This window comes from Candidatus Planktophila versatilis, assembly GCF_002288105.1.
Classification (GTDB): domain Bacteria; phylum Actinomycetota; class Actinomycetes; order Nanopelagicales; family Nanopelagicaceae; genus Planktophila; species Planktophila versatilis.
This window is the reverse complement of the sequence record NZ_CP016774.1, coordinates 96,540-120,102: the sequence shown is the minus strand read 5'-3', so window position 1 is coordinate 120,102 and position 23,563 is coordinate 96,540. Positions and strand designations below refer to the sequence as shown.

General features: G+C 48.3%; 22 protein-coding genes and 2 tRNA genes. 7 read left to right on the top strand and 17 right to left on the bottom strand.

Annotation, left to right across the window (positions count from 1 at the left end; genetic code table 11):
* Window positions 1-46 precede the first annotated feature (46 nt).
* Window positions 47-2,773: a phosphoenolpyruvate carboxylase gene (gene ppc / locus A1sIA79_RS00590; protein WP_095674319.1), complete on the top strand. Its 2,727-nt coding sequence runs from the start codon at window positions 47-49 to the stop codon at window positions 2,771-2,773.
* Here ppc and pth read toward each other — a convergent pair whose 3' ends face one another.
* From pth to A1sIA79_RS00565, 5 genes are all read right to left on the bottom strand, one after another.
* Entirely contained in the window at window positions 2,774-3,349 is a 576-nt protein-coding gene (pth, locus tag A1sIA79_RS00585; RefSeq protein ID WP_095674318.1) for an aminoacyl-tRNA hydrolase, read from the bottom strand. It lies immediately after the preceding gene.
* A 21-nt stretch (window positions 3,350-3,370) separates the two neighbouring features.
* On the bottom strand, window positions 3,371-3,994 hold the full coding sequence (locus A1sIA79_RS00580; RefSeq protein ID WP_095674317.1) for a 50S ribosomal protein L25/general stress protein Ctc: 624 nt from the start codon (window positions 3,992-3,994) through the stop codon (window positions 3,371-3,373).
* Between the two features lie 120 nt (window positions 3,995-4,114).
* Window positions 4,115-5,095: a ribose-phosphate diphosphokinase gene (locus tag A1sIA79_RS00575; protein WP_095674316.1), complete on the bottom strand. Its 981-nt coding sequence runs from the start codon at window positions 5,093-5,095 to the stop codon at window positions 4,115-4,117.
* 5 nt (window positions 5,096-5,100) lie between these two features.
* Window positions 5,101-6,528 (bottom strand): bifunctional UDP-N-acetylglucosamine diphosphorylase/glucosamine-1-phosphate N-acetyltransferase GlmU, encoded by a 1,428-nt coding sequence (gene glmU / locus A1sIA79_RS00570; RefSeq protein ID WP_095674315.1) that lies wholly within the window; start codon window positions 6,526-6,528, stop codon window positions 5,101-5,103.
* Between the two features lie 16 nt (window positions 6,529-6,544).
* Window positions 6,545-6,616 (bottom strand) — tRNA-Gln (locus tag A1sIA79_RS00565).
* 54 nt (window positions 6,617-6,670) lie between these two features.
* Here A1sIA79_RS00565 and A1sIA79_RS00560 point away from each other — a divergent pair.
* The gene (locus A1sIA79_RS00560; RefSeq protein ID WP_095674314.1) at window positions 6,671-7,168 is read left to right on the top strand and encodes a MarR family winged helix-turn-helix transcriptional regulator; all 498 of its coding nucleotides are present in this window, start codon (window positions 6,671-6,673) and stop codon (window positions 7,166-7,168) included.
* 7 nt (window positions 7,169-7,175) lie between these two features.
* Here A1sIA79_RS00560 and A1sIA79_RS00555 read toward each other — a convergent pair whose 3' ends face one another.
* The 5 genes from A1sIA79_RS00555 to rsmI are packed head-to-tail and all read right to left on the bottom strand — an operon-like array spanning window position 7,176 to window position 12,189.
* Window positions 7,176-8,087 carry a 4-(cytidine 5'-diphospho)-2-C-methyl-D-erythritol kinase gene (locus tag A1sIA79_RS00555; RefSeq protein ID WP_095674313.1) on the bottom strand — a complete coding sequence of 304 codons (912 nt, stop codon included), beginning with the start codon at window positions 8,085-8,087 and terminating at the stop codon, window positions 7,176-7,178.
* Window positions 8,088-8,096: 9 nt separating this feature from the next.
* Window positions 8,097-8,927 (bottom strand): 16S rRNA (adenine(1518)-N(6)/adenine(1519)-N(6))-dimethyltransferase RsmA, encoded by an 831-nt coding sequence (gene rsmA / locus A1sIA79_RS00550; RefSeq protein WP_095674312.1) that lies wholly within the window; start codon window positions 8,925-8,927, stop codon window positions 8,097-8,099.
* Window positions 8,924-9,781, bottom strand: coding sequence for a TatD family hydrolase (locus A1sIA79_RS00545; RefSeq protein WP_095674311.1), 858 nt, complete (start codon window positions 9,779-9,781; stop codon window positions 8,924-8,926). The genes rsmA and A1sIA79_RS00545 overlap by 4 nt, the downstream gene beginning before the upstream one ends.
* 6 nt (window positions 9,782-9,787) lie before the next feature.
* A complete protein-coding gene (gene metG / locus A1sIA79_RS00540; protein WP_095674310.1) occupies window positions 9,788-11,350 on the bottom strand; it encodes a methionine--tRNA ligase in 1,563 nt (520 codons plus the stop codon).
* Window positions 11,347-12,189 carry a 16S rRNA (cytidine(1402)-2'-O)-methyltransferase gene (gene rsmI / locus A1sIA79_RS00535; RefSeq protein WP_095674309.1) on the bottom strand — a complete coding sequence of 281 codons (843 nt, stop codon included), beginning with the start codon at window positions 12,187-12,189 and terminating at the stop codon, window positions 11,347-11,349. Before rsmI ends, metG begins: the two co-directional genes overlap by 4 nt.
* 27 nt (window positions 12,190-12,216) lie before the next feature.
* On the opposite strand from rsmI, the gene A1sIA79_RS00530 reads away from it, so the two are divergent.
* Window positions 12,217-13,485: a dolichyl-phosphate-mannose--protein mannosyltransferase gene (locus tag A1sIA79_RS00530; protein WP_095675449.1), complete on the top strand. Its 1,269-nt coding sequence runs from the start codon at window positions 12,217-12,219 to the stop codon at window positions 13,483-13,485.
* Window positions 13,486-13,490: 5 nt separating this feature from the next.
* On the opposite strand, the gene A1sIA79_RS00525 is transcribed toward A1sIA79_RS00530, so the two are convergent.
* The 3 genes from A1sIA79_RS00525 to A1sIA79_RS00515 are packed head-to-tail and all read right to left on the bottom strand — an operon-like array spanning window position 13,491 to window position 15,833.
* Entirely contained in the window at window positions 13,491-14,282 is a 792-nt protein-coding gene (locus A1sIA79_RS00525) for a 6TM ABC transporter family protein (protein WP_095674308.1), read from the bottom strand.
* A 54-nt stretch (window positions 14,283-14,336) separates the two neighbouring features.
* Window positions 14,337-14,912, bottom strand: coding sequence for a GNAT family N-acetyltransferase (locus A1sIA79_RS00520; RefSeq protein ID WP_095674307.1), 576 nt, complete (start codon window positions 14,910-14,912; stop codon window positions 14,337-14,339).
* A 9-nt stretch (window positions 14,913-14,921) separates the two neighbouring features.
* On the bottom strand, window positions 14,922-15,833 hold the full coding sequence (locus A1sIA79_RS00515; RefSeq protein WP_095674306.1) for a molybdopterin-binding protein: 912 nt from the start codon (window positions 15,831-15,833) through the stop codon (window positions 14,922-14,924).
* Window positions 15,834-15,878: 45 nt separating this feature from the next.
* Between A1sIA79_RS00515 and A1sIA79_RS00510 the strand changes: the two genes are divergently transcribed.
* Entirely contained in the window at window positions 15,879-16,427 is a 549-nt protein-coding gene (locus A1sIA79_RS00510; RefSeq protein ID WP_095674305.1) for a 5-formyltetrahydrofolate cyclo-ligase, read from the top strand.
* Here A1sIA79_RS00510 and A1sIA79_RS00505 read toward each other — a convergent pair whose 3' ends face one another.
* From A1sIA79_RS00505 to A1sIA79_RS00495, 3 genes are read right to left on the bottom strand one after another with little or no spacing between them, the layout of a single operon-like run.
* Window positions 16,428-17,573, bottom strand: coding sequence for an acyl-CoA dehydrogenase family protein (locus A1sIA79_RS00505; RefSeq protein ID WP_095674304.1), 1,146 nt, complete (start codon window positions 17,571-17,573; stop codon window positions 16,428-16,430).
* Window positions 17,570-19,462 (bottom strand): bifunctional copper resistance protein CopD/cytochrome c oxidase assembly protein, encoded by a 1,893-nt coding sequence (locus A1sIA79_RS00500; RefSeq protein ID WP_095674303.1) that lies wholly within the window; start codon window positions 19,460-19,462, stop codon window positions 17,570-17,572. The genes A1sIA79_RS00505 and A1sIA79_RS00500 overlap by 4 nt, the downstream gene beginning before the upstream one ends.
* Window positions 19,459-19,971: a copper resistance CopC family protein gene (locus A1sIA79_RS00495; RefSeq protein ID WP_223298218.1), complete on the bottom strand. Its 513-nt coding sequence runs from the start codon at window positions 19,969-19,971 to the stop codon at window positions 19,459-19,461. Before A1sIA79_RS00495 ends, A1sIA79_RS00500 begins: the two co-directional genes overlap by 4 nt.
* Before the next feature lie 110 nt (window positions 19,972-20,081).
* On the opposite strand from A1sIA79_RS00495, the gene A1sIA79_RS07015 reads away from it, so the two are divergent.
* From A1sIA79_RS07015 to purU, 3 genes are all read left to right on the top strand, one after another.
* Window positions 20,082-20,306 carry an FmdB family zinc ribbon protein gene (locus A1sIA79_RS07015; protein ID WP_095674301.1) on the top strand — a complete coding sequence of 75 codons (225 nt, stop codon included), beginning with the start codon at window positions 20,082-20,084 and terminating at the stop codon, window positions 20,304-20,306.
* 180 nt (window positions 20,307-20,486) lie between these two features.
* Window positions 20,487-22,592, top strand: coding sequence for an MMPL family transporter (locus A1sIA79_RS00485; RefSeq protein ID WP_095674300.1), 2,106 nt, complete (start codon window positions 20,487-20,489; stop codon window positions 22,590-22,592).
* 19 nt (window positions 22,593-22,611) lie between these two features.
* Window positions 22,612-23,451, top strand: a complete 840-nt coding sequence (gene purU, locus A1sIA79_RS00480) for a formyltetrahydrofolate deformylase (RefSeq protein WP_095674299.1) — start codon at window positions 22,612-22,614, stop codon at window positions 23,449-23,451.
* Between the two features lie 10 nt (window positions 23,452-23,461).
* On the opposite strand, the gene A1sIA79_RS00475 is transcribed toward purU, so the two are convergent.
* Window positions 23,462-23,534: transfer RNA gene (locus A1sIA79_RS00475), tRNA-Arg, on the bottom strand.
* Window positions 23,535-23,563 lie beyond the last annotated feature (29 nt).

Below are 23,563 nucleotides of genomic sequence, written 5' to 3'. Positions count from 1 at the left end.
AGTAATTACAGTCTAGCGATGACTAGATGTATGTGAGAATTCTCCAATGACCACCAAATCAACGGACACAGCCAAGAGCTTGGTTGCATCAGATGATGCCACTCTTCGCGCAGATGTCCGTCATTTGGGAGATCTCTTAGGTCAGTCCTTAGTTCGCCAAGAAGGCCCAGAGCTTCTTGAACTAGTCGAGAGTGTGCGAAAGAGTGTTCGCGAAGGTGGCGGCGTTGAAATTCTGGAAAAACTCTCCGTCGAAGATTCGGTGCAGTTAGTACGTGCATTTAGCACTTACTTCAACTTGGCAAATGTGGCAGAGCAAGTTCACCGCTCGCGAGTTCTAGCCGAAGTTCGCGCCGAAGGCGGTTCTTGGATTACACGCGCAATCGACAAGATTGAAGATGCAATTGCAAATCCTGTTGCAGGTCACGAAATTTCTCACGAAGATCTCGTTAAGTGGATTAGTGAATTAGATGTGCGACCAGTTTTTACCGCGCACCCCACTGAAGCTGCTCGTCGTTCTGTCTTAAGTAAATTGGGTGAAATCGCTTCACTTCTTGATACCCCCGCAAGTGTTACGCAAGATGAGCGTTTAGCTGAAACTGTTGATCTACTTTGGCAGACAGATGAGTTGCGACTAGATCGCCCAGAGCCACTCGATGAAGCGATGAACGCCTTGTATTACCTCGATGACCTTGCCACCTCCACAGTTCCTGAAGTTCTCAACGACTTCGCCCGCGAATTAAAGCGAATTGGAATTGAATTACCTGTGACATCCAGACCTTTAACATTTGGAACCTGGATTGGCGGTGACCGTGATGGAAACCCAAATATCACACCTGCAATTACCGAAGACGCTGTGGTGCTTCAGGTCGGCCATGCAATTAGAACCACGATTGCGGCAATGAACAAGCTGCGCCAGATGCTCTCAGTTTCTACCCGCATTGCAGGTGCTACACCTGAACTAAGCGCATCTGTTGAAAAAGATTTAAAGAATATTCCAGAATTTGAAGAGCGATTTTTGCGCCTGAACGTGCAAGAGCCATACCGACTAAAGGCAACTGCAATCGTGCATCGCCTGGCATTTACTCGCCAGCGTCATGCCGTGCGAGGTCCACATGTACCAGGTCGCGATTACAAGAACACTGCGGAACTTCTGGCAGATCTCACACTCATGCGCGATTCACTCTTTGCCCATCGCGGTGAACTTCTTGCAACTGGCCTACTTGAACGCACCATTCGCACAGTTGCTGCCTTTGGTCTGACCCATGCAACCCTTGATATTCGCGAGCACTCTGATGCTCACCACAAGGTGCTGCAGCAAATGCTTGGCCCTGACTATGCCGGACTTTCACATGAAGAAAAGTTCCCAATTCTCATTGCTCAGCTTGCATCATCTGCGCGACTTGATGCCTCAAAGCTAGATGCAGCTGGAGCTAAAACACTGAATACCTTTGTGGCAATCGAAGATTTAATTGAACGCTTCGGTCCAGAAGTCATTGAAACCTACATCGTCTCGATGACAAAGGGTGCTGATGATCTCATCGCAGCAACTGTTCTCGGTAAGCAAGCTGGGCTTGTTGATATTGATAAGAAGATTGCCAAGATTGGATTCGCACCACTTCTTGAAACAGTGGCAGAGCTGCGCGCAGCAGGTGAAATTCTCGAGAAGTTATTAGCTAACCCTACCTATCGCACCCTGGTCGCACTTCGCGGTGATGTGCAGGAAGTAATGCTCGGATACTCAGATTCAAATAAAGATGCCGGAATCGCAACATCGCAGTGGGAGATTCACCGCGCACAGCGCATGCTGCGCGACGTTGCAGTCAAGCACGGCGTGAAGCTTCGTCTATTCCATGGTCGTGGTGGTTCGGTCGGTCGCGGTGGAGGGCCGACATATGACGCACTAATTGCCCTTCCTTGGGGTTCAGTTGATGGCCAAATCAAGATGACCGAACAAGGTGAAGTTATTTCAGATAAGTACTCACTGCCAGCTCTCGCGCGCGAGAATGTCGAACTCACTTTGGCCGCATCACTTGAGGCAACAATTCTTAATCGCGGGCCGCGACAGAGCGCTGAAGATTTGCAAAAATGGAATGACTGCATGAACTTAGTAAGTGACAACTCCTTCACTCGCTACCGTGCACTCGTTGATCACCCAGATCTTCCCGCCTACTTCTATGCCTCAACTCCGGTTGAACAACTTGGAAATCTCTTCCTTGGATCTCGTCCGTCGCGTCGACCTGATGCAGCCGGTGGTCTTGATTCACTGCGTGCTATTCCATGGGTATTTGGTTGGACCCAATCTCGTCAGATTGTTCCTGGCTGGTTTGGTGTGGGCTCGGGGTTAAAGGCTGCTCGTGAAGCCGGAAAGTCAGATGTGCTGGCGCAGATGCTTTCAGAATGGCACTTCTTCTCAACATTTATCAGCAACGTGGAGATGACTCTGGCAAAGACTGATCTTGTTACTGCAAAACATTATGTTCAGACCCTTGTTCCATCTGAGCTACATCACTTCCTAGATGTAATCACTGCAGAGTTTGAACTCACCGTTGCCGAGATTCTCACTCTGACCGGCAAGACATCATTGCTGGGAGACCAACCGGTCTTGGCTCGCACATTGCAGGTACGCGATACCTATCTTGCTCCACTTCAACTTCTGCAGGTCACACTTCTTAACCGTGTGCGCGAACAAGGCGAGAAGGCCGACCCAGCTTTGATCCGTGCCCTGCTACTCACAATCAACGGTGTTGCAGCGGGACTTCGCAATACCGGCTGATTAGCTGTTGAATTTACTTTGAGTTAAATCAAGTCCTTTTTCAATCAAGAACTCAACACAGTCCGCGCCTCGATCAATAAATTCCTCGAGTGATTTCTTCTCTTCTTTACTAAATTGCTTGAGCACAAAATCTGCTGGATCTTGTTCACCCATGGGGCGACCAATTCCAAGTCGAATACGGAAATACTCTGCCGTGCCGAATGAAGATGTGAGAGATTTCAAACCGTTGTGGCCGTTATCACCGCCCGCAAGCTTTGCGCGAATTGCTGCGTATCCAATATCTAACTCATCGTGGAGAACAATGATTTTCTCTGGTTCAACTGAATAGAAGGCTGCGAGCGCTTTAACCGGGCCGCCAGTTTCATTCATATAACTTTTGGACTTAGCCAAAATGATTGAGTGGGAATCAATACCAACGCCTAACTTAAAGGCAGCTATATCGCAACGAGATTTATGGGATGAGAGTTTTAGATTGTGACGTTTAAGAAGATGGTCAATAACCATCTGACCCACATTGTGACGGGTGGCAGCGTATTCATCGCCCGGGTTACCGAGCCCCACTACCAACCACGTCATAACATGAAATCGTAGAGGTTATTAGTCCTTCTTCTCTGCATCTGCAGCAGGTGCCGCAGCAGCAGCATCATCGGCGGCAGGTGCCACAACTGCAACTTCTTCAACGATTGTTGAACGCTCTGACAAGTGAACAATAATTGTGTTCGCTGGGCTCACTAACGTGGTTCCCGCAGGCAGTACTACATCGGATGCGTACTTTGAAGTTCCGGCTGTCATTCCTTCAATATCTAGAACAAGGAACTTAGGAATCGATGTTGCTTCCGCTTCAATTTCAATTGAGTTGTGCTGTGTCTCAAGGATGCCGTCTGGATCGTGCTTACCTTCAGTGTGAACAGGAACGGCAACAGTAACTTTCTCACCGCGGCGCACCAATACGAGATCGATGTGCTCAAGGATCTGCTTGAGTGGATGGCGAACAATCGACTTTGGCAGGGTGAGCTCTGTCTTTCCATCAATATCAATATTAAGAAGTACGTTTGACTCTTTGAGTGCAACACCGAGTTCGCGTGCTGGAAGAGTGATGTGAACTGGCTTCTCACCATGGCCGTAGATAACAGCTGGGACTAGACCTGAAACGCGTGCGCGACGTGATGCGCCCTTGCCGAATTCAGTACGTGTAGTTCCCTTGATTGATACTTCTGCCATGTTAAAGCTCCTCTAATAGATACTTCTTTATGTTGCGAAGTTCCAGCAGGAGTTGATGCCTACGCCGTCGATCACGGATAAATTTCACCCTCGCCGGAACAAGGTGAAGGCTAGCGTGAGTTAGCTATGTCCGTCAAAAAGGCTGGTTACTGAGCCATCTTCGAAGACTTCGCGGATTGCGCGAGCCAAGAGGGGGGCGATGGAGAGAATTGTGAGCTTGTCGAATTTCTGGTCCTCAGAGAGCGGAAGTGAGTCTGTCACGACTATCTCGACTGCTCGTGATTCCTTAAGCCGATCAACTGCTGGGCCGGAAAAGACTGCATGTGTTGCTGCCACGATGACATCTTTTGCGCCACCTTCAAAGAGCGCGTCAACTGCCTTAGTAATTGTTCCGGCGGTATCAATCATGTCATCGATAACGACACAAGTGCGCCCCGTAACATCTCCAACAACTTTTCCAACAACTGCCTCATTAGGAACAAGTGGGTCGCGTGTCTTATGAATAAACGCGATGGGGCAGCCACCGAGAAGTTCTGACCAACGTTCTGCAACGCGAACACGACCTGAGTCTGGTGAAACGATGGTGAGCATGGAGCGGTCAACTTTGCTACCGACATAATTTGCCAGCATTGGTAGTGCAAAGAGGTGATCTACTGGACCGTCGAAGAATCCTTGAATTTGTGAAGTATGAAGATCGACAACCATAAGGCGGTCGGCGCCAGCAGTCTTAAATAGATCAGCCATGAGGCGCGCGGTTATCGGTTCGCGACCTCTGCTCTTCTTATCCTGACGAGCATATGCATAAAAAGGTGCGACTACGGTGATGCGCTTTGCTGAGGCGCGCTTGAGAGCATCAATCATGATGAGTTGTTCCATGATTTGTTTATTGATTGGGGTCGAGTGTGACTGAATCACAAATGCATCGCAGCCGCGAACTGATTCTTCAAAGCGAACAAAAATTTCACCATTGGCAAAGTCATAAGCAGAAGTCGGTGTGAGTGGAATGCCTAACTCTTGCGCAACTTGCTCTGATAATTCTGGGAATCCGCGGCCTGAAAAGAGACGAAGTTTTTTCTCTGAGGACAATCGGATTTCGCTCAAGGAAGTTAGCCTTTCTGCTCGTCGCTACTGTGGCGCGATGCCGCCTCAGCAGATTTTGTACCGGGGCGCTTACGCAGTACCCAACCTATTACATTTCTCTGCTTTGCTCTGCCAACGCCAATCGCGCCGGGAGGGACATCTTCAGTAATGACAGAGCCGGCGGCGGTATATGCGCCATCTCCGATTGTCACGGGCGCAACTAACATCGAATCACTCCCGATCCGAACGTGGTCGCCCACCACGGTGTAATGCTTTTCCACGCCGTCATAGTTCACAAAAATCGTGGCCGCACCGATATTGCTGCCCTCGCCAATAACAGCATCTCCGACATAAGAAAGGTGAGGGACTTTAGAGCCCTCACCCAGAGTTGCATTCTTCATCTCAACAAATGCGCCAGCTTTAGAACCGGTAAGTAATTTGGTTCCAGCGCGCAAGAATGTAAATGGCCCGACATTTACTGATGCACCGATAATCGCTTCCGTGCAATGAGATTCAAGTACGCGGGCGCTTTCACCCACTGTGCAATTGTGAAGAGTGGAACGTGGGCCAACCACGGCCCCGCTTGCCACCGTTGTTGTGCCAGTAATTGCAGTGCCAGGCATGAGGATGACATCTCTTTCAATCTTGGCTGTGGAATCCACCCACGTGCTTAATGGATCAACGATAGTGACGCCTTCACGCATGAGATCTTCGTTGATGCGATCGCGCAAGAGCGCAGCAGATTCAGCTAGCTGCACTCGGTCGTTAACACCGAGAATCTCAAAAAAGTCATCAATCAGAACTGGTGCAATCGTGCCGCCTTCATTGCGCAGAATTTCAATGACGTCGGTCAGATAGAGCTCGCCCTGAGAATTCTCTGTTTTAAGTTTTCCGATTGCGCCCGCTAGCTTTGCGGCATCGAAGGCATAGACACCAGAATTAACTTCAATGATTTCTTTTTCGCTCTCATCGGCATCGCGTTCTTCCACGATGCGAGCCAAGGAGTCATCATCGGCCCGAATGATTCGGCCATAACCTGTTGGATCTGGGTGTAGCGCAGTCATAACAGAGGCGGTAAATCCACCTGCATGATGATGCTCAAGTAAGTGCGTAAGAGAAGTGCTTGTCAGCAACGGCGTATCCCCAGCGAGAATCAAAATCGTGCCAGTTGGCTTTAAGCCAACGAGTGCTAATTGTGTTGCATGGCCGGTGCCGCCACGTTTTTCTTGAAAGACAGTTACTGCATGTGGAGCAATCTCTGCGATGTGTGCTTCTACTTTTTCCCGGCCCGCACCAACAACGACACGAACTTGCTTAGCCGACAGGCCACTAACTGCGTGCAATACGTGACCAACGAGTGTGCGACCAGAAATAGAATGAAGAACTTTAGGCGTAGCGGACTTCATACGCGTTCCTTCTCCCGCAGCGAGAATCACTACGGTTTCTAGGTTCATGCGGTAAGTCTACTTGCTCCGCCACCAGGTATCGATCCTGGACCCTGGGCTTCAAAGGCCCATGTGCTAGCCACTACACAATGGCGGAACCTATATTCTCCCTTATATTCGGTAGTGCTCGCGACCACTAAACTCACTTCTTATGGAGCAACGCGATGAAGTCGACCGCCTCATTGCGGCGTGGAAGCACGAACGCCCCGACTTGGACCTCACTCCCCTTTCGGTATTAAGCCGCATCACCCGAATTTCGCGACACCTGGATATCGCCCGCAGAGATGCATTTGGCGAACTTGAGAATTGGGGCTTCGATGTATTGGCCGCACTTCGTCGCGCTGGAGCTCCTTACCAACTTTCACCAGGCCAACTCATGCAAGAAACGATGGTTACTAGTGGCACCATGACAAATCGTTTAGATCACTTAGAAGATTTACAACTCATTACCCGCCAACCAGATCCCAGCGATGGTCGAGGCTCGCTTGTGACTCTGACAAAATCTGGAATCCGCGCAGTAGATGCGGCGATGGAAGAGCTACTCAGTAACGAACGTAAATTACTCAAGGAACTCACCGGGAAAGATCGTGAGCAGCTCGCTGATTTGCTTAGTTCATTGGTCTCTAAATTAGATAGAGATGTTGAATAAAAACTTACTAAATTATTTTGGCACCGTGTACCGGACCATGTGCTCGAGTCACACTTCCAACAACACCACTTGCCGTCAGCGCCACAGCTAAATCTAACCCAGCATCTTCATCTGCAACCAAGAATGCAACGGTGGGACCTGATCCAGAAACTATTGCTCCCAGTGCGCCGTAATCGCGACCTACTTCAAGCACCAGACTGAGCGCTGGGCGCAATGAGCAAGCCGCATTCTGTAAATCATTTGTGAGCGCTTTGCCCACACCTTCGGCATCTGCTGCCAATAAGGATTGCATCAATACATCTGATACTTGTGGCGCTGCAATATCCAACTCCGAACGCATGCGATCGCATTCGGTATAGACAGCTGGCGTAGATAAACCAACGCTAGAAAGTGCTAATACCCAGTGATAGGTACCGCGAGAAAGTGCGGCGGTAAGTTGATCTCCGCGACCTTGCCCAATTGCAGTTCCACCAGAGATCATAAATGGCACATCACTTCCAAGTTCAGAACCCAGTGCGTGTAGCTCTTCCCGCGACATCTCTAACTGAAAGAGTGAATCCATCGCAATCAGAGTTGCTGCCGCATCAGCGCTGCCTCCTGCCATTCCCCCGGCAACAGGAATGGATTTCTTAACTTCTATGTGCACATCAACGGCGAAATCAAACTTACTTCCCACCAACAACGCCGCTTTCACAGCCAAATTTGAATGGTCCTCTGGAACCCCATGGGTGTGCTCGCCTGTGACAGAGATTGTGACGCCACTTCCAGCATGACTTTTTGAGACAGTGACATCATCAAAGATTGAAATCGCTTGAAAGACAGAGACAAGATTGTGGAAACCATCAGATTCGCGCGGTCCAACAGATAACTGCAGATTCACTTTGGCCGGAACCCGAACGGTTACAGAATTATTTCCCACGTTAAAACTCTACCCTTGTTTCGCAATTGCGCAGAAGGCACTGATATCAAGTGCTTCACCGCGCAGTGTTGGATCTATTCCGGCAGCGGTGAGGTGAGATTCGGCAGCTGCAGAGCCGCCATAGAGTGAGGAAAGAGCTGAGCGCAACATTTTGCGTCGTTGCGCAAATGCTAAATCGATGATGGTAAATACCTTCTTGCGAAGTTCTTCATCTCCTGGTGTTGGGCGGCGAACAAAGGCAACTAACTTTGAATCAACATTAGGTTGTGGCCAAAAGATGGAACGCGATACCGAACCAGCGCCAGTGACATCAGCCCACCATGCCGCCTTCACGCTAGGAATTCCATACTCCTTTGAATTTGGTTTTGCGGCAAGTCGATCTGCAACCTCTGCCTGCACCATCACCACACCGCTTCGCAGTGAAGGAAATATCTCAAGTAAGTGCAAGAAAACTGGCACTGAAACGTTATATGGCAAGTTCGCAATCAAAACTGTGGGTGCAACTGGCAGGCTCTTTAGCGTAAGCGCATCTTGATTAATAACAGTCAGCAGTTCTGCACGCTCAGAATGTTTGGCAGCCGTTGCCGGAAGTTGACCTGCTAGCCGAGCATCAATTTCCACCGCAATTACTGATTGCGCTTCTTCCAACATCGCCAGCGTGAGTGAACCAAGACCTGGTCCGATTTCAAGTGCGATATCACTTGATGTAAGCCCAGCAGTTCGCACAATCTTTCGACACACATTGCCATCATGAACAAAGTTCTGCCCCAGCGACTTTGAAGGTTTGATATTTAAGGCAGCTGCTAACTCACGAATCTCAGAAGCACCAAGCAGGCTCATACAAAGCTTCCAAATATGCGCTCTGCATTAACCGAGAGCGCGGTGGCAAGCTCAGCTACATCATCATTACGTTCTGCCGCCATCGCCCGGACAATATTTGCAATTTGTGCCGGGGTATTAAGTGCTCCTCGGTGTGGAGTTGGCGCCAAGAAAGGAGAATCTGTTTCCACAAGGAGTTGATCATGTGGAACTAACTTCACCGCTTCTCGTAGCTCCGGTGCGTTCTTAAATGTCATCGTGCCGGCAAAGGAGAGGATATAGCCGCGCTCAATACAGATCTTCGCCATTGCCACATCGCCTGAGAAACAATGAAAGACAGTCTTTTCAGGTGCGCCCACTTCTAGTAACACCGATAAAACATCCTCGTGAGAGTCGCGGTCGTGGATTACTAGCGCCTTCTTAGTCTTCTTTGCTAATTCGATATGCCATTTAAAAGATTCTTGTTGCCGCTTTTGCAGCTCTGGTGGAGTACGGAAATAATCTAATCCAGTCTCACCGATAGCGCGCACGCGTGGTTCTTGGGCAAGTTTTTCAATGATGGCCCAATCGCGTTCTAAATCTTTAACTACAGGAGCTTCATTCGGATGTAGCGCAACAGCTGCTAAAACTCTTCCCGGATAGAGATTGGCCAGATCAACACACCACTGAGATTGTTCTGCTGAATATCCCACCTGAACAACGCGATCAACATTTACTGATTTAGCCTCATCTAAAATCGTGCGCACGGCAGCAGAGTCAGCTGCATCATTAGTAACTATTTCAAGGTGTGCATGTGCATCGACGGTGGGAACTGGGAGTGGCTCTGGAAGTGGAGCTTGCTGGCGCTCAATATCTCGGTTGTGGCGATCTGCCATAAAAAATTACTCTTTAACTTCTAACCGTGGAAAGAGAACCGGGGTCTTAGTCACTATTGCACCTTGTGGAAGTTGTCCCCATGTTGCAACCTGTGAAATCTCTTGCTTACCAATTTCACCTAGGGCTGCTTGAGCACCGAGTGATTCCCACAAAATTTGCGTGGTTGCCGGCATTACTGGGTGTAACAAGATGGCAAGTGCGCGTAAAGATTCAGCGGTGTTATAAAGAATTGCCTCGAGTTCGCCCTGATTAGCAGGATCTTTCGCAAGAATCCACGGCTCTTTCTCGGTAACAAAACCATTGACTCGCTTGCAGTAATCCATGATGGCGTTAATTCCACCCTGGAAATCAAGTGCCACCATCGCTGCATCAGCCTTCTCCACCGTTTCTTTCAGAGCTTGCTCAAGCCCGGCATCGTGGGCAACTGCTGGCACGGTGCCACCACAATACTTTTCAATCATGGCAGCAAGTCTTGATGCTAGGTTTCCAAAGTCATTTGCAAGTTCAGATGTGTAACGGGCGCTCATATCTTCCCAAGAGAATGACCCATCGCTGCCAAATGGAATAGCGCGTAGGAAGTAATAGCGAAATGCATCGACCCCAAAATGGTCAGTAATATCTGAAGGAGCAATACCGGTGAGCTTTGACTTACTCATCTTCTCGCCGCCAACAAGTAACCAACCGTGCGCAAAGACCTTCTTAGGTATATCAATTCCAGCAGCCATCAGCATTGCCGGCCAAATCACAGCATGGAAGCGCAAAATATCTTTCCCAACTAAGTGCACATCTGCGGGCCAGGTAGCGGCAAATTTCTTTCCACCTTCTGAATCAGGTGCGTCGGTAAGCCCTACCGCCGTTGCGTAGTTAAGGAGTGCATCAAACCAAACATAAACAACTTGATCTGTATCCCACGGAACTGGAATTCCCCAGTCGAATGTGGAGCGAGAGATTGAAAGATCAGAGACGCCACCTTCAAGAAATGAAACTACTTCATTGCGGGCACTTTCTGGCTGGCAAGCTTCTGGGTTTTTCTTGTAGTGATCCAGAAGTGGCTGGGTAAAATCAGAGAGTTTGAAGAACCAGTTATTTTCATTGACTAGCTCAATTGGCTTGCTATGAATCGGGCAGAGTTTTTCACCGTCGGCATCGATGAGATCACCTGGTAATTTAAATTCTTCACAGCCGACGCAGTATGGGCCTTCATATTTTCCAGCATAGATATGTCCGGAATCTTTTAAGGATTGCAGGAACTTCTGCACGCGTTCTGTATGTCGTGGCTCAGTTGTGCGAATAAAGTCATCGTTTGCGATATCAAGCGCTTGCCAATTGGGCTTCCACGCATCGGCCACCAACTTATCGACCCAGGCTTGCGGGGCAACGTTATTTTGTTCGGCAGTGCGCATGACTTTCTGGCCGTGCTCATCTGTTCCGGTTAAGAACCAGACTGACTCACCACGTTGACGATGCCAACGAGTAAGGACATCGCCGGCAACTGTTGTATATGCATGGCCAATATGTGGCGCATCATTTACGTAGTAAATAGGCGTTGTCAGGTAGAAAGACTTCATCTGCTCATCTTATTCGCATCGACTACCGCTGCATAAACGATCTTCTTCGGAATCGAGAATTCTTCGGCAACGGTGGCAATTGCTCCCTTGCGGTCCATTCCGGCCACTTCATATTCACGAACTCGGGCAACGGCGTCATCTGCTGTGCGCACTTCTGAACCCGCGGCAACTCCAGCAATCACAAGTGTAATTTCGCCCAGAACTTCGCGGCCTGCGGCCCACGCAATAAGTTCTGAAAGCGGTCCTCTAATTGTTTCTTCGTATGTCTTTGTCATTTCCCGACATATTGCGGCAGCTCTATCAGCACCCAATATCGAGGCAGCATCTACTAGTGATTCATGTAAGCGATGTGGGGCTTCAAAGATGACCATTGTCCGTTCTTCAAAACGAAGTGATTCATAAAATGAAGTACGTGCACCGTGTGCGCGAGGTGCGAAGCCCTCAAAGGTGAAGCGATCTGTTGGTAGCCCAGAGAGTGCAATAGCCATGGTGGGAGCACTTGGTCCCGGAATAACAATGGTCGGTAGCTTTTCCGCAATCGCATCTCGCATAAGACGAAATCCTGGGTCGCTAATTGTTGGCATTCCAGCATCGGTAACTACCAATACTTCTTTACCTTCACGTAATAGCGTGAGAATTTCTTGGGTGCGATCACTTTCATTTCCTTCAAAGAAGGAGATGATCCGCGCCGTAAAGGTGACTCCGAGATCTGATGCCAATCGATGAAAACGGCGTGAGTCTTCGGCGGCGATAATCTCGGCTGATTCAATTGCCATTTTCAGGCGTGCGCTTGCATCGAGGGGGTTTCCCAGTGGAGTTGCAGCAAGAACTAGTGCCATATGCGAATACTCCCATATTCTCTGCTTATGATTGCAGCGATTGCTCCCATAGTAATTGCGCTTATCTCACTAGTACTTCGAGTGATGAACCTTGGTTCGATAAAGAGCTTCATCTTCGATGAGGTCTACTACGTTGATGGTGCTCGTGATCTACTGAAATACGGGGTAGAAGTTTCTGGCTCTAAGCCAGAATTTATCGTGCATCCCCCACTAGGCAAATGGATGATTGCCAGCGGAATTAAAGTCTTTGGTGACAATCCTTTTGGTTGGAGAATTGCCACCGCGGTAGTTGGCTCGCTACTTATTCTCGTTATTGCACTCGTTGCACATAAGTTATTTAGAGATCCGCTCCTTACTGGCCTTGCTAGTGCGTTGATGGCACTTGATGGATTGGCTTTAGTTCATTCCCGCACATCACTGCTCGATAATTTCCTCACCTTTTTTATTCTCCTTGCCACATATTTTTTTATTACAAAACAATATTGGTGGACGGGTCTGATACTTGGTTTAGCCCTGGCTACAAAATGGAGTGCGCTCTATTTCATTATCGCCTTTGGGCTTATCGCTTTCTATCGAGCCTTCTCGCATCACACAGGAAAAAGTTTGGTCAAGCCAACTGTGCAACGCATTGTCCAATTCGGGGTAATACCTATTGGTGTTTATGTCATTTCGTGGTCAGGTTGGTTTGCCAGCAACCGTGGCTGGGCTAGAGATCACTCAACAAATATTCTTAATTCATTTATTTACTACCACCAACAGATGTTGGGCTTTCATACCGGGCTTACAGAAAAACATGTCTACGAAGCTAATCCATGGAGTTGGTTATTCATGGGCAGACCCACTTCGTTTTTTTATGAGTCACCCAAAGGATGTGGTGCGAAATCATGTTCGCAAGAAATAATCGCACTCGGCACACCACTCTTATGGTGGCTAGGTATTGCTGCCATCTCATTCATCATCGGTCTCTGGGTGCGATCTATTTTCACGCGCCACTTTGACCCAGCAATAACAGTAATTATCACCGGATTAGTAGCTGGTTACTTGCCTTGGTTCTTCTTTCAAGAGCGAACAGTCTTTACCTTTTATGCAATTATCTTCGAACCATTTGTAATTTTGGCACTGGTATTCGCCGTTCGCTCAATCCTTGCCACCTTTAAGGTAAGAGGTGAAGTGATGGTGGCAGCGTTATTTATTCTGATTTTCCTTAACTTCGTCTACTTTTTGCCGATATATCTAGGTGAGGTAATTTCCTACGATGCTTGGCAGGCCAGGATGTGGTTTCCTAGCTGGATTTAAATCAGTTATTCGTTGGCAGCGCGGATATCGCGAAGTCGCTGCACCGCTTCATCGGCCAATTGCTGATCAAATATCTCATCTCGTGAAGGAGCAGCTGCTGCTAAAGCTTCGCGTTCTAGACGTTCTTGCTCATCTGTCCACTTGCCGGGTTCTGTGAGATCAATAATGCGCTTGGGTGTGATGGCCTTTGGCGCGTTCACATATGTTGGAACAGGAACCTCATTTGGTTGCCACTCAGAACGTGATTGCGCCGTTCCTTTAGGTAGCACGGTAACGCCCGTTAACTCACGTTCAGCAAATGGAATCCAGTGTTCTTTTGATACATGAACTTCTGTTGTCCTATTAGTTAGTACTTCAGCAAGATTTGTGTGTGAGACACCTTCGGTTCGCTTATGTAGTTGATCAACGCGGCGTCGTTGAATCTGTTCTCTACCTGTTTGACGTCGCACATGTGCGATGTATAGAACTAAGGCTGTTGCTGGAACAGCGATTGCTACATATGTGAATGTTTGCATGATTGCACCTACCGTCGTGAGTATGAGTGTTGTCGAAATAATGAGGAAAACAATTCTGCGACGCATGAGTTGCTGGGCAACTCGTCCTGCACGATCAACATCTGTGTAAATGGCCCCGGTTCCAATTTGGGCACCCGGTGTAGTGCTAGCTACGACTCGTAGCGCGCTCTTATAACGTTCGACGCTTTTTCCAGAAAATTCATTTTTATTGTGGACCCAACGGGGCAGAAAATAGGCAACCCACATCCCGATGATTGCCAAATAGATGATTCCTGAAGCCATGGTGGATAAAGGTTAGAGGTGCACCCCCTTAACTCTGTGGATTTCGAGGGGGGTTTAACGGATTAATTCGTTAGTTTTAACAAAGCATTTATGATCGCGCCAAGCTCCATCGATGTGCAGAAAAGCCTTCTTAAATCCTTCGAATTCAAAGCCTGCTTTCTCTGCAACTCTGCATGAGGCATCATTTTCAGGTCGCACATTGATTTCGATGCGATGTAAACCAAGTTGGGTGAAACCAAATTCAGAGATGAGTTCTACCGCTTGGGTGGTAAATCCTCGGTTGGCAAAGTTCTTATCAATCCAATAACCGATATGAGCCCCACGCATGGCGCCGTAGGTGACGCCCCCCATTGTTATCTGACCCACCAGATTCTCGTTATGCCAGATAAGAAATGAGTACGAACGACCAGCGCGTGCTTCGCGTCTAAACAGACTCACCATTTGAAAAAAGGTAGGGCGCACGCTGGAATCTTCATAAGCCGGGCTGCCAGCAGGAATATTTGGCAAGGTTGCTTCCCAAGGATCTAGCCACTCACGATTTTCTGCTCGGACTTGGGTCCACTGCGATTTATCCCGATATCGCATGGGGCGCAACGTCACTTCGCTTCCGGAGAGCTTAGTTGGATGCATTATCTGCTCTTAAATATATCGGCGTTCAAGCACAACTACGGTGACAGAATCTCCGGCAGAAAGTTTGGTATCGCTCTCACTAATTGCAATGAGTGAGTTGGCATCTGACAAGGTTGCTTGTTCATCTTGCGAACTCAGTGGTGTGACAGATTTTCCGTCTTCACTGAGTACGGCTCGAACGTAGGAGCGAACTCCACTTTTGGAAGTAATTGCCTTATCAAGTTTTGCCTTCAGCGATGGCCGGTGAATTGTTGCTGTTCCAAGCATGGTGCGAATCATTGGGCGCACCAAAAGTTCAAATGAGATGTAGGCAGCGATGGGATCTCCTGGCAGTGTCACTACCGGAGTCTTATCTGGACCAATGGTGCCAAAGTTGTGTCGGCCACTTGATTCGATGGAGAGCTCCACAGTCTTGATCTCACCAATTTTTTCGAGTGTTCTTGTAATGAGATCAAAGGAATCATCGTGGCGTTCACCGCTGATAATAATGAGGTCAGCGCGAACTAGTTGGTCTTCAATCACATCTTGTAGTTGGGATTCATCATCTGGGATTGAATGAACGCGGTAGGCAACTGCGCCAACCTCGCGCACTGCAGTAGTGAGCAACCAAGAATTTGTTTCATACTCTTCATCTGCCTTAAGTGGAACTCCCGGTTCAACCAGATCGGGGCCGGCTGAGATAACAACAACTCGTGGGTGTGGTCGTGTGGGCAGGTGATCAAGGCCGATTGATGCGGCTAATCCGATTTGGGTAGAACGGATACGACTACCGGCTTTCATCACTAAGCGCTCACCGGCAAAGATATCTTCAGCAAGCGTGGCATCGTGGGCATCAAGTAAAGGCATATCAAATGGCTCGAGGGGGCGACAAAGTTCTAAGAGTGAAGCGAGAACTTCATCTACGCGCGCAGCTTCTGACATAATCACTAACCTTACTTGCACTGCACTAATTTCTAGGGGATTTCCATGGGTATCAGCGAAGAAAAAGCCAGCCTTCGTACTCGTTACCGTCGTGAGCGAAGTGAACGTTATCTAGAACACTCTTTTGAACATCTTGCGGATTCACAGGAGTTTCACAAAGCAAAAGTTGTTGCAAGCTACATCTCTTATGCAGATGAACCTGACACAACAGCCTTGAATCTGGCACTGATTAAAAGTGGAAAGATTCTGCTTCTGCCTCGAATAGCAGGTAAGGATCTTGAGTGGGTGCGCTGGGATGGCGAGCAAAGTCAGATTTCAAAGGCGAAGAAAATTGCAGAACCGAAAGGTCCGGTCGTTACCGATCTTGGCGATGTTGAAGTAATTGTTGTGCCCGCTCTCAGAATTGATCGCAGTGGATATCGCCTGGGACAAGGTGGTGGGTATTACGACAGAGCACTTCCACAATTTTCTGCATTTTCAATTGGCCTTATTCATCCTGATGAAATCTCTAGTGAAGATCTACCGCGCGAGCAATGGGATATCCCACTTCATGCAGCAGCAACTCCAGATTTAGTTATCCGCTTTCAGCGATAGTTAAGGAAGATTTCGAGCAATTACTATTCTTTGAATCTGGTTGGTGCCTTCATAAATCTGAGTGAGTTTGGCATCACGCATCATGCGCTCAACTGGGTAATCAGAGACATAGCCGTAACCGCCAAGAACTTGCACTGCATCTGTCGTTACCTTCATTGCAACATCGGTTGCATAGGTCTTACTTGAGGCAGAGAAGAAACGTAAATCTTTATCACCACGTTCACTTTTAGCAGCGGCGGCGTAGGTGAGTGCCCGCGCAGATTCAATGCCGATAGCCATATCTGCCAACATGAATTGCACGCCTTGGAAGTCAAAAATCTCTTTTCCAAATTGTTTTCTTTCATGGGAATACTTCTTTGCCACATCAAAAGCGCCCTGAGCTAAACCGAGAGCTTGGGCGGCGATGGTAATTCGAGTGTGATCTAAAGTGTCCATGGCCAGTGCAAAACCTTTGCCCACCTCACCAATGCGACGATCATCGCCAATTTCTACATTATCGAAATACACCTCGCGCGTTGGTGAACCACGAAAGCCCATCTTCTTCTCAGGTGCGCCAAATGAGACTCCGGGATCAGATTTCTCAATGACAAATGCGGTGATTCCTTTTGAGCCAAGTGAAGAATCACTTTGTGCGATGACTGTGTAGAACTCAGATTCACCTGCGTTAGAAATCCACTTCTTGCTTCCGTTAATGACCCAGCCATCACCTTTGCGAACTGCCGTTGTTTTCAGCGCTGATGCATCAGAGCCTGCTTCAGATTCGGAAAGACAGTAGGAGAAACCTTTTCCTTGAGTCAGCGGGCGAAGCCAACGCTCTTTCTGTTCTTTATTTCCACCAAGAATAAGAGGAAGTGATCCCAATTTGTTTACTGCCGGAATAAGAGATGCCGAACCACATGCTCGCGCTACCTCTTCAATGATGATGCAGGTGGCAAGAGCGTCTGCGCCATCGCCACCATTCTCAGTTGGAACATGGGCTGCAAAGAGGGAAGATTTCACAAGAGCGTTATGCGCCTCTTGCGGATATCGATGCTCTTCATCAACAGCGCGCGCAAAAGGTGCAATCTCTTTTTCAGCCAGCGCTCTCACGCTATCGCGAAGGTCGTTGTATTCAGCAGGAAGTGTGAAGACGTTTTCTAGACTCATTGCTGACCTTCTCTCTCGCTGCGGCGCTGTAATTTACTCAGATAATTATTGTATTGCGCCAAGTCATCTGGTTCACCCATGGCCGCCATGCGGGCTTCATTGCGATCTATTCGCTTAGTCTCGCGCGTATCATCGCGCATCCACTGAATAAAGGTTGCGGTAATTGCAAGCAGTACTGGGATCTCCCCCATCGCCCATGCCACTGAGCCAGCTGCATGTTGGTCAGCTAATAAGTCTGTTACCCATGGGGTTGCAATTGATTTGTAGTAACCACCATCAATCAAGGTAGAAGTTGCTAGTAATGAGATGGCAAAGAATGCGTGAATGCTCATTGCGGCAAACAAAATAACGATGCGAACCACATGTGGAACCTTGCGCGGATTTGGGTCAATTCCAATAATCACATGGAAGAAGAGATAGCCAGCGAGCAAGAAGTGCACATTCATAAAGAAGTGACCGGCGTGGTTCTGCATGAGATCACCAAAGAGATTGGTGAAGTAGAGAACGAAAAGAGATCCGTCAAACAAGGCAAGTGCGACGACTGGATTAGTGATGATGACCGAATACCTTGAATGCAGCGCTGCCAGCAGTGATCCGCGCACACCGCGTTCCTCGGGCGTGCGACCCTGTGGAAGTGTGCGCAGTGCAAGCGTAAGTGGTGCGCCAAGTACCAAACCGATGGGGGCGAGCATTCCTAGAATCATGTGCGCAATCATGTGATACTGAAAAGAGAAGAGTGCATAAACGCCCAAGCCGCCACTTGTTGCAAAATCAATTGCCGCAATACCGAGGGCGAAAGAAATTGTTCTACCAACTGGCCAAGCATCTCCACGTTTTTTCAAGATAACTACACCATTTATATAAAGTGCAACCAAAGCAATAAGAATGGCAATCATCAGCGCATCTGGATCATAAACGGTGAGTATGCGCATGAAGTTTGGTTCAGCCGGTGCCGGGAAACCTACGATTGCAATTGCCGGGCTATATGCAGCTTGCGCACCCACTGGCGGCTCTGTCTTAGAGAGCCAACTGCCGAGAATGACTATCGCGCCCATAAGTAGAACTTCATAGACAATCACTCGAGTCAGTAGCGACCAACCAGTATGAACTCCTTGTGTGAGCTTGCGCCGATTGCGATAACCAATGAAGACTAAAACTAAGGTGAGCACTGCTTTTGCAATCACAATGCGGGCATAAGAAGTTGACCATGCTTGTGCAAAATCTAAACGCGACCATGCATTTGTCACTCCGCTGATAACGACTGCAATTGCTGCCCATAGCGCGAGCTGGCTAAATCGAGGCAGCGCGATTCTTCGATCGGCATCTGCAATCAGTGCAATTGCACAGAGGCCACCCACCCAGAGTGAAAGTGCAACCACATGCACCACAAGGGAACCAATTGCCAGGGCGTGAGAACCAGCCGCTGCTGAATGACTTTGGAATACAGGTGCAACTAGGCCCACCAGAGTGATGGCTAAAAAGACAATTGATTGCAGTGCGGTGGTGATAAAACGAAGCCCAACAAGAACTACTGCAGCGGCAATAGTTTGGGCAAAGAGGAATCTTCCCAGATCTACCTGGGTGATAAATGAGCGAAAGGTTGTGGGTTCAAGTGCTGCGCCGAGGGAAGAGTCGAGAATGTTTGCCAGGGTGATTGTTATTTCTAGAAAACTTGTCACAAGCCAGATACCGGCAGCGATTTCACCGAACTTTCGTAATTTGCTTGCTGAGCTCTGTAACTTACCGCCGTGTTCAATCAGCAAAAAACCAAAGGAGAGCAGCACGCCGACCAAAACACAAGCCGAAAGTATGAGTAAAGACTTATTGACTGTCCCAACAGCGCTAATGAAAGAACTTGCCTGAGTCAGATCTCCTGACAGTAAATTCATCGCTCCCTATAAATCTTTCGAGCATATCGTGCAAGAGCCAAGGTTACGACGAGTGCTGCAAGTAAGAGGCCGAGGACAAATGTCGTTGTACCCACATTATTTCCCGACGGCGTTGTTGCCTGAGTTGGTGTTGGTTGTGGTGCAACTGGTTCAATCACAGTTGGTTCTGCAAAATTAAAGGTGAATTTTCCAACTAGTGGAACATCATTTTCTGCCAACAGCGAATAGTTGACTGTGTAGATTCCAGTCTTAACGAGTTGCTTGAGGCCAACAACTGCGTTGACTCCATCAATTGTGAGTGCGCCATCATCAACTCGAGCACCTGATGGATCAGTGACTGTCACCTCATTGCCAGCATCCATGAGAGCGATTTCGGTTGTGACTGTTACGGCGCTCGGCGCGCTATCCAGTGAGGCACCTGCAACCGGAGTTGTTGCAACCAGCGTATTAGCGAATACCGTTTGCGGGTTCAGTAAAAGTACCCCTGCAATAAGTGCAATTGCTGTCATTCGCTTCACTGCTTGAATCTCCTTCGCGCTCGTGAATCCCGTGGATTCGCGCCTATCGTCTCACTTCTTTAGACTTAGGCATAGATATCCCTCTTGAGAAAGGTCTCACATTGCCTACCTATCAATACCTGTGCAACGCCTGCGACCATGCCTTCGAGGCGTTTCAGAGTTTTTCGGAAGAGCCCCTGACCGAGTGCCCTGAATGCAAGGGTGAAGTTCGCAAGGTGTATTCCTCTGTTGGTGTAGTTTTTAAAGGATCTGGTTTCTATAAGACAGACTCTGTTGCAAAACCTGCAGCGGCGGCAGAACCAAAACCTGCAGCGGCGGCAGAATAACTACTCGTCGTGATGTGGGGGTTTATCCCCTCTAATTTCTTCCTCACGCTTGCTATCTTCTTTCTGGTCTTCACGTGGGTCGCGTTCGTCCTCAGTTGTTACGGGAAACACATCGCTCATGAGCGAGAACACCTGTGACCAAATTCGAATTTCATAATCGAATCCTACATACTTATGTCTATGTTTGAGAGGCTCGGGCACCTGCTTGTACGCAGGAAAAAAGAGGGATTAGCACTCTTTCTCATCGGAATAATTCTTTCTGGTGTCTTTGGCTCACTCATCTTTAGCCGCCTTGATGCTGGTGGATATTCAGATCCAAAGAGTGATTCTTACAAAGTCTATGAGTATCTCCGAGATGACTTAAAAATTAACGATCCCTCTGTAGTCGTTGTAGTGGATGCCGGCACCAGAGATGTAACCAGTCCAGATGTTGTGCAAGAAGCAAAATCGCTAGAGGCCAAGATAGCTAGCGAAGTAGGTGTTACTAAGACTCTCTCCTACTGGAGCTCAGGCGGGGAAGCAACGCTGATATCTAAAGACGGCCGTGCTGCCTACATTTTAATTTATGGTGAAGCAGATGCATTTTCACCCGAAAGCCAGGAACTCGGCGCAGTTTTTCAGGATAAGTACGAAGGCAAATTTGGAAGCTTCACTTTATATCCAGGTGGAGTATCTGTTGTAGGAAATGCCATCTCTGAAAAAATTGCTTCAGATTTGAAGATTGCCGAGATCGTATCTATCCCGCTGACATTTATTCTCCTCGCCTTTGTCTTTGGCGCACTAGCCGCATCTGCCATGCCACTTATTGTTGGTGTAGCTGCAATTATTGGGGCCTTTTTTATTCTTTACCTGATCTCACTCTTCACAAATGTCAGCGTCTACGCGCTTAATCTCACCACCGGTATGGGCCTTGGCCTTGGTATTGATTACGCGCTCTTGATGGTCAACCGCTTCCGCGAAGAAATTCACCATGGTAAGAACGTGCAAGATTCGATTGTTACCACCATGGCAACCGCTGGTAAAACTGTTTTTTACTCAGGACTCACCGTTCTGGTCACTATGGTTTCACTTACCTTCTTCCCGCTTCCTTTCTTGAAATCTTTTGGTTACGCCGGAGTTTCAGTAGTTGCACTTGCTGTCGTTGGTGCACTCTTTGGACTTCCACCAATCTTGGCTCTCTTAGGTACAAGAATTGATAAAGGAGTAATCCGTAAGTCTTCAATTACTCCCAAGGAAGACGGTCGTTGGGCTCAGACCGCCAGACTTGTGATGAAACGCCCTACGGCGGTAGTCATTCTTTCGCTGGTGATTCTAGGAATTCTCACCGCACCTGTTCAAAACATTAAATTTGCACAAGGTGATTCAAGAATGTTGCCGGCATCAAATCCGGCAGCGATTGCAACTGCGCTACAAGCTGATCGTTTTGCGGGGCAGACAAATAATCCAGTAGAAATTATTGTCTTTGATGGCGCGGATAAAACTCTGGAAGTTGACCAATACGTGAAAGAAATTGCCACCGTCTCTGGAATTGTGGCAGTACAACCTCCGCAAGTAATTGGCCAAGATGTTCGCCTGGTGGCATTTCACTCAATGTTGCCACGCACCCCTGATGCGCAGAAGTTAATTCACGATATTCGTGATCTCGATTCACCAGCAGGAACGCTCGTTGGTGGAGTTGCCGCTGACTACACAGATTCACAGGATGGTATTTCCAAAACATTGCCATGGGCACTGGGTTGGATTGCACTCAGTGTTTTCGTATTAATCTTTGTTTTTACCGGCTCCATCATTCTTCCCATTAAGGCGGTGCTACTTAATGTGCTTTCACTAGCCGCAACCATGGGCGTTCTCACCTGGGTCTTCATCGATGGTCATCTGCAATGGTTAGTCGGCTCCTTTACTCTGACCGGAACACTTGATACTTCTATTGTCATTTTAATTGCCGTCGTGGTCTTTGGTCTTTCGATGGACTATGAGCTCTTTTTGCTCTCTCGCATCCGAGAAGAACATCTGGCTGGTAAATCAAATATTGAAGCTGTTGCGACTGGACTTCAAAGATCTGCTCGCATTATTACCGCCGCCGCAGTACTCCTTGCCGTGGTCTTCGCCGCCTTCATCACAAGTGGCGTCACATCGATTAAATCAATGGGATTTGGTGTGGCACTGGCAGTAATTCTTGATGCCACCATCGTTCGCGCCCTTTTGGTACCTGCTCTCATGCGCCTATTTGGCGAACGCAACTGGTGGGCGCCAAAGTGGATGCAGCGATTTACGATTACGCACTAGTTACCTTTACCCTTGAGCTATGGATCTCATAGCTTCCCTGCAATGTGCAGACCAGCCAGGAATCGTGCATGCGATGACTTCCGCTGTGCTTAGCTGCGGTGGAAATATCATCGAGAACCAACAGTTCACAGATACCACCACAAATACTTTTGTTATGCGCACTCGCTTTGAAACCTCACAAGACCTAAATGCCGCAAAGAAGAGCTTGAGCGACGGACTAGGAAAGTTCTCTCCTTCACTTCATATCCGGCCTACCGATGAGAAGCCTCGCGCTCTTATTCTTGTTACTAAAGAGAGCCACTGCCTTAGAGATTTGATGTATCTACTTGAGTTGGGTGAACTTCCCATTGAAATCCCACTTGTAATCTCTAACCGGGAAGATTTGAAGTCCCTGGTTGAATCACACCGAATTCCATTCTTATACCTGCCGGTCACAGCAGCAACAAAGGCAGAGCAAGAAAAGGTAATGCTGGCAAAGATTGCCGAACTCAAAATCGATTTTGTGGTCCTAGCTAGATATATGCAGATACTCTCCAAGGAATTCTGTGCAGCTATGCCAGGAAAGATTATTAATATCCACCACTCGTTCTTACCTGGCTTTAAAGGTGCCAAGCCTTATCACCAGGCACACGAGCGTGGTGTGAAAATCATTGGCGCCACCGCGCACTTTGTTACCTCTGATTTAGATGAAGGTCCAATCATTGAACAAGATGTGGCACACGTAAACCATGCGGCAACTCCGGAAGAGATGATTGCTCGTGGCCGCGATATTGAACGTCGCGTTCTTGCACGGGCAGTGAAGTTATTTGCCGAAGATCGAATCTTTATCGTCGGTCAGCGCACAGTCATATTTTCCTAATATCTAATTGTGTCCCCGGCGGGAGTTGAACCTGCGACCTACCGCTTAGGAGGCGGTTGCTCTATCCACTGAGCTACGGGGACGTGGGCACCATCACGTATGGAAGATGCTT

Excerpts from the sequence above, each read along its gene's own strand:
- rsmI (WP_095674309.1), bottom strand. The coding sequence starts at position 12,189 with ATGGCACTAGTTCTTGCTGCAACTCCACTGGGAAACCCCCTCGATGCA.
- metG (WP_095674310.1), bottom strand. The coding sequence starts at position 11,350 with ATGAAGTCTTTCTACCTGACAACGCCTATTTACTACGTAAATGATGCG.
- A1sIA79_RS00545 (WP_095674311.1), bottom strand. The coding sequence starts at position 9,781 with ATGGCAGATCGCCACAACCGAGATATTGAGCGCCAGCAAGCTCCACTT.
- A1sIA79_RS00515 (WP_095674306.1), bottom strand. The coding sequence starts at position 15,833 with ATGTCAGAAGCTGCGCGCGTAGATGAAGTTCTCGCTTCACTCTTAGAA.
- A1sIA79_RS00485 (WP_095674300.1), top strand. The coding sequence starts at position 20,487 with ATGTTTGAGAGGCTCGGGCACCTGCTTGTACGCAGGAAAAAAGAGGGA.
- A1sIA79_RS00525 (WP_095674308.1), bottom strand. The coding sequence starts at position 14,282 with ATGGCTTCAGGAATCATCTATTTGGCAATCATCGGGATGTGGGTTGCC.
- A1sIA79_RS00510 (WP_095674305.1), top strand. The coding sequence starts at position 15,879 with ATGGGTATCAGCGAAGAAAAAGCCAGCCTTCGTACTCGTTACCGTCGT.
- A1sIA79_RS00580 (WP_095674317.1), bottom strand. The coding sequence starts at position 3,994 with ATGGCAGAAGTATCAATCAAGGGAACTACACGTACTGAATTCGGCAAG.
- A1sIA79_RS00560 (WP_095674314.1), top strand. The coding sequence starts at position 6,671 with ATGGAGCAACGCGATGAAGTCGACCGCCTCATTGCGGCGTGGAAGCAC.
- A1sIA79_RS00495 (WP_223298218.1), bottom strand. The coding sequence starts at position 19,971 with ATGACAGCAATTGCACTTATTGCAGGGGTACTTTTACTGAACCCGCAA.
- glmU (WP_095674315.1), bottom strand. The coding sequence starts at position 6,528 with ATGAACCTAGAAACCGTAGTGATTCTCGCTGCGGGAGAAGGAACGCGT.
- purU (WP_095674299.1), top strand. The coding sequence starts at position 22,612 with ATGGATCTCATAGCTTCCCTGCAATGTGCAGACCAGCCAGGAATCGTG.
- A1sIA79_RS00505 (WP_095674304.1), bottom strand. The coding sequence starts at position 17,573 with ATGAGTCTAGAAAACGTCTTCACACTTCCTGCTGAATACAACGACCTT.
- A1sIA79_RS00520 (WP_095674307.1), bottom strand. The coding sequence starts at position 14,912 with ATGCATCCAACTAAGCTCTCCGGAAGCGAAGTGACGTTGCGCCCCATG.
- A1sIA79_RS00530 (WP_095675449.1), top strand. The coding sequence starts at position 12,217 with ATGATTGCAGCGATTGCTCCCATAGTAATTGCGCTTATCTCACTAGTA.
- rsmA (WP_095674312.1), bottom strand. The coding sequence starts at position 8,927 with ATGAGCCTGCTTGGTGCTTCTGAGATTCGTGAGTTAGCAGCTGCCTTA.
- ppc (WP_095674319.1), top strand. The coding sequence starts at position 47 with ATGACCACCAAATCAACGGACACAGCCAAGAGCTTGGTTGCATCAGAT.
- A1sIA79_RS00500 (WP_095674303.1), bottom strand. The coding sequence starts at position 19,462 with ATGAATTTACTGTCAGGAGATCTGACTCAGGCAAGTTCTTTCATTAGC.
- pth (WP_095674318.1), bottom strand. The coding sequence starts at position 3,349 with ATGACGTGGTTGGTAGTGGGGCTCGGTAACCCGGGCGATGAATACGCT.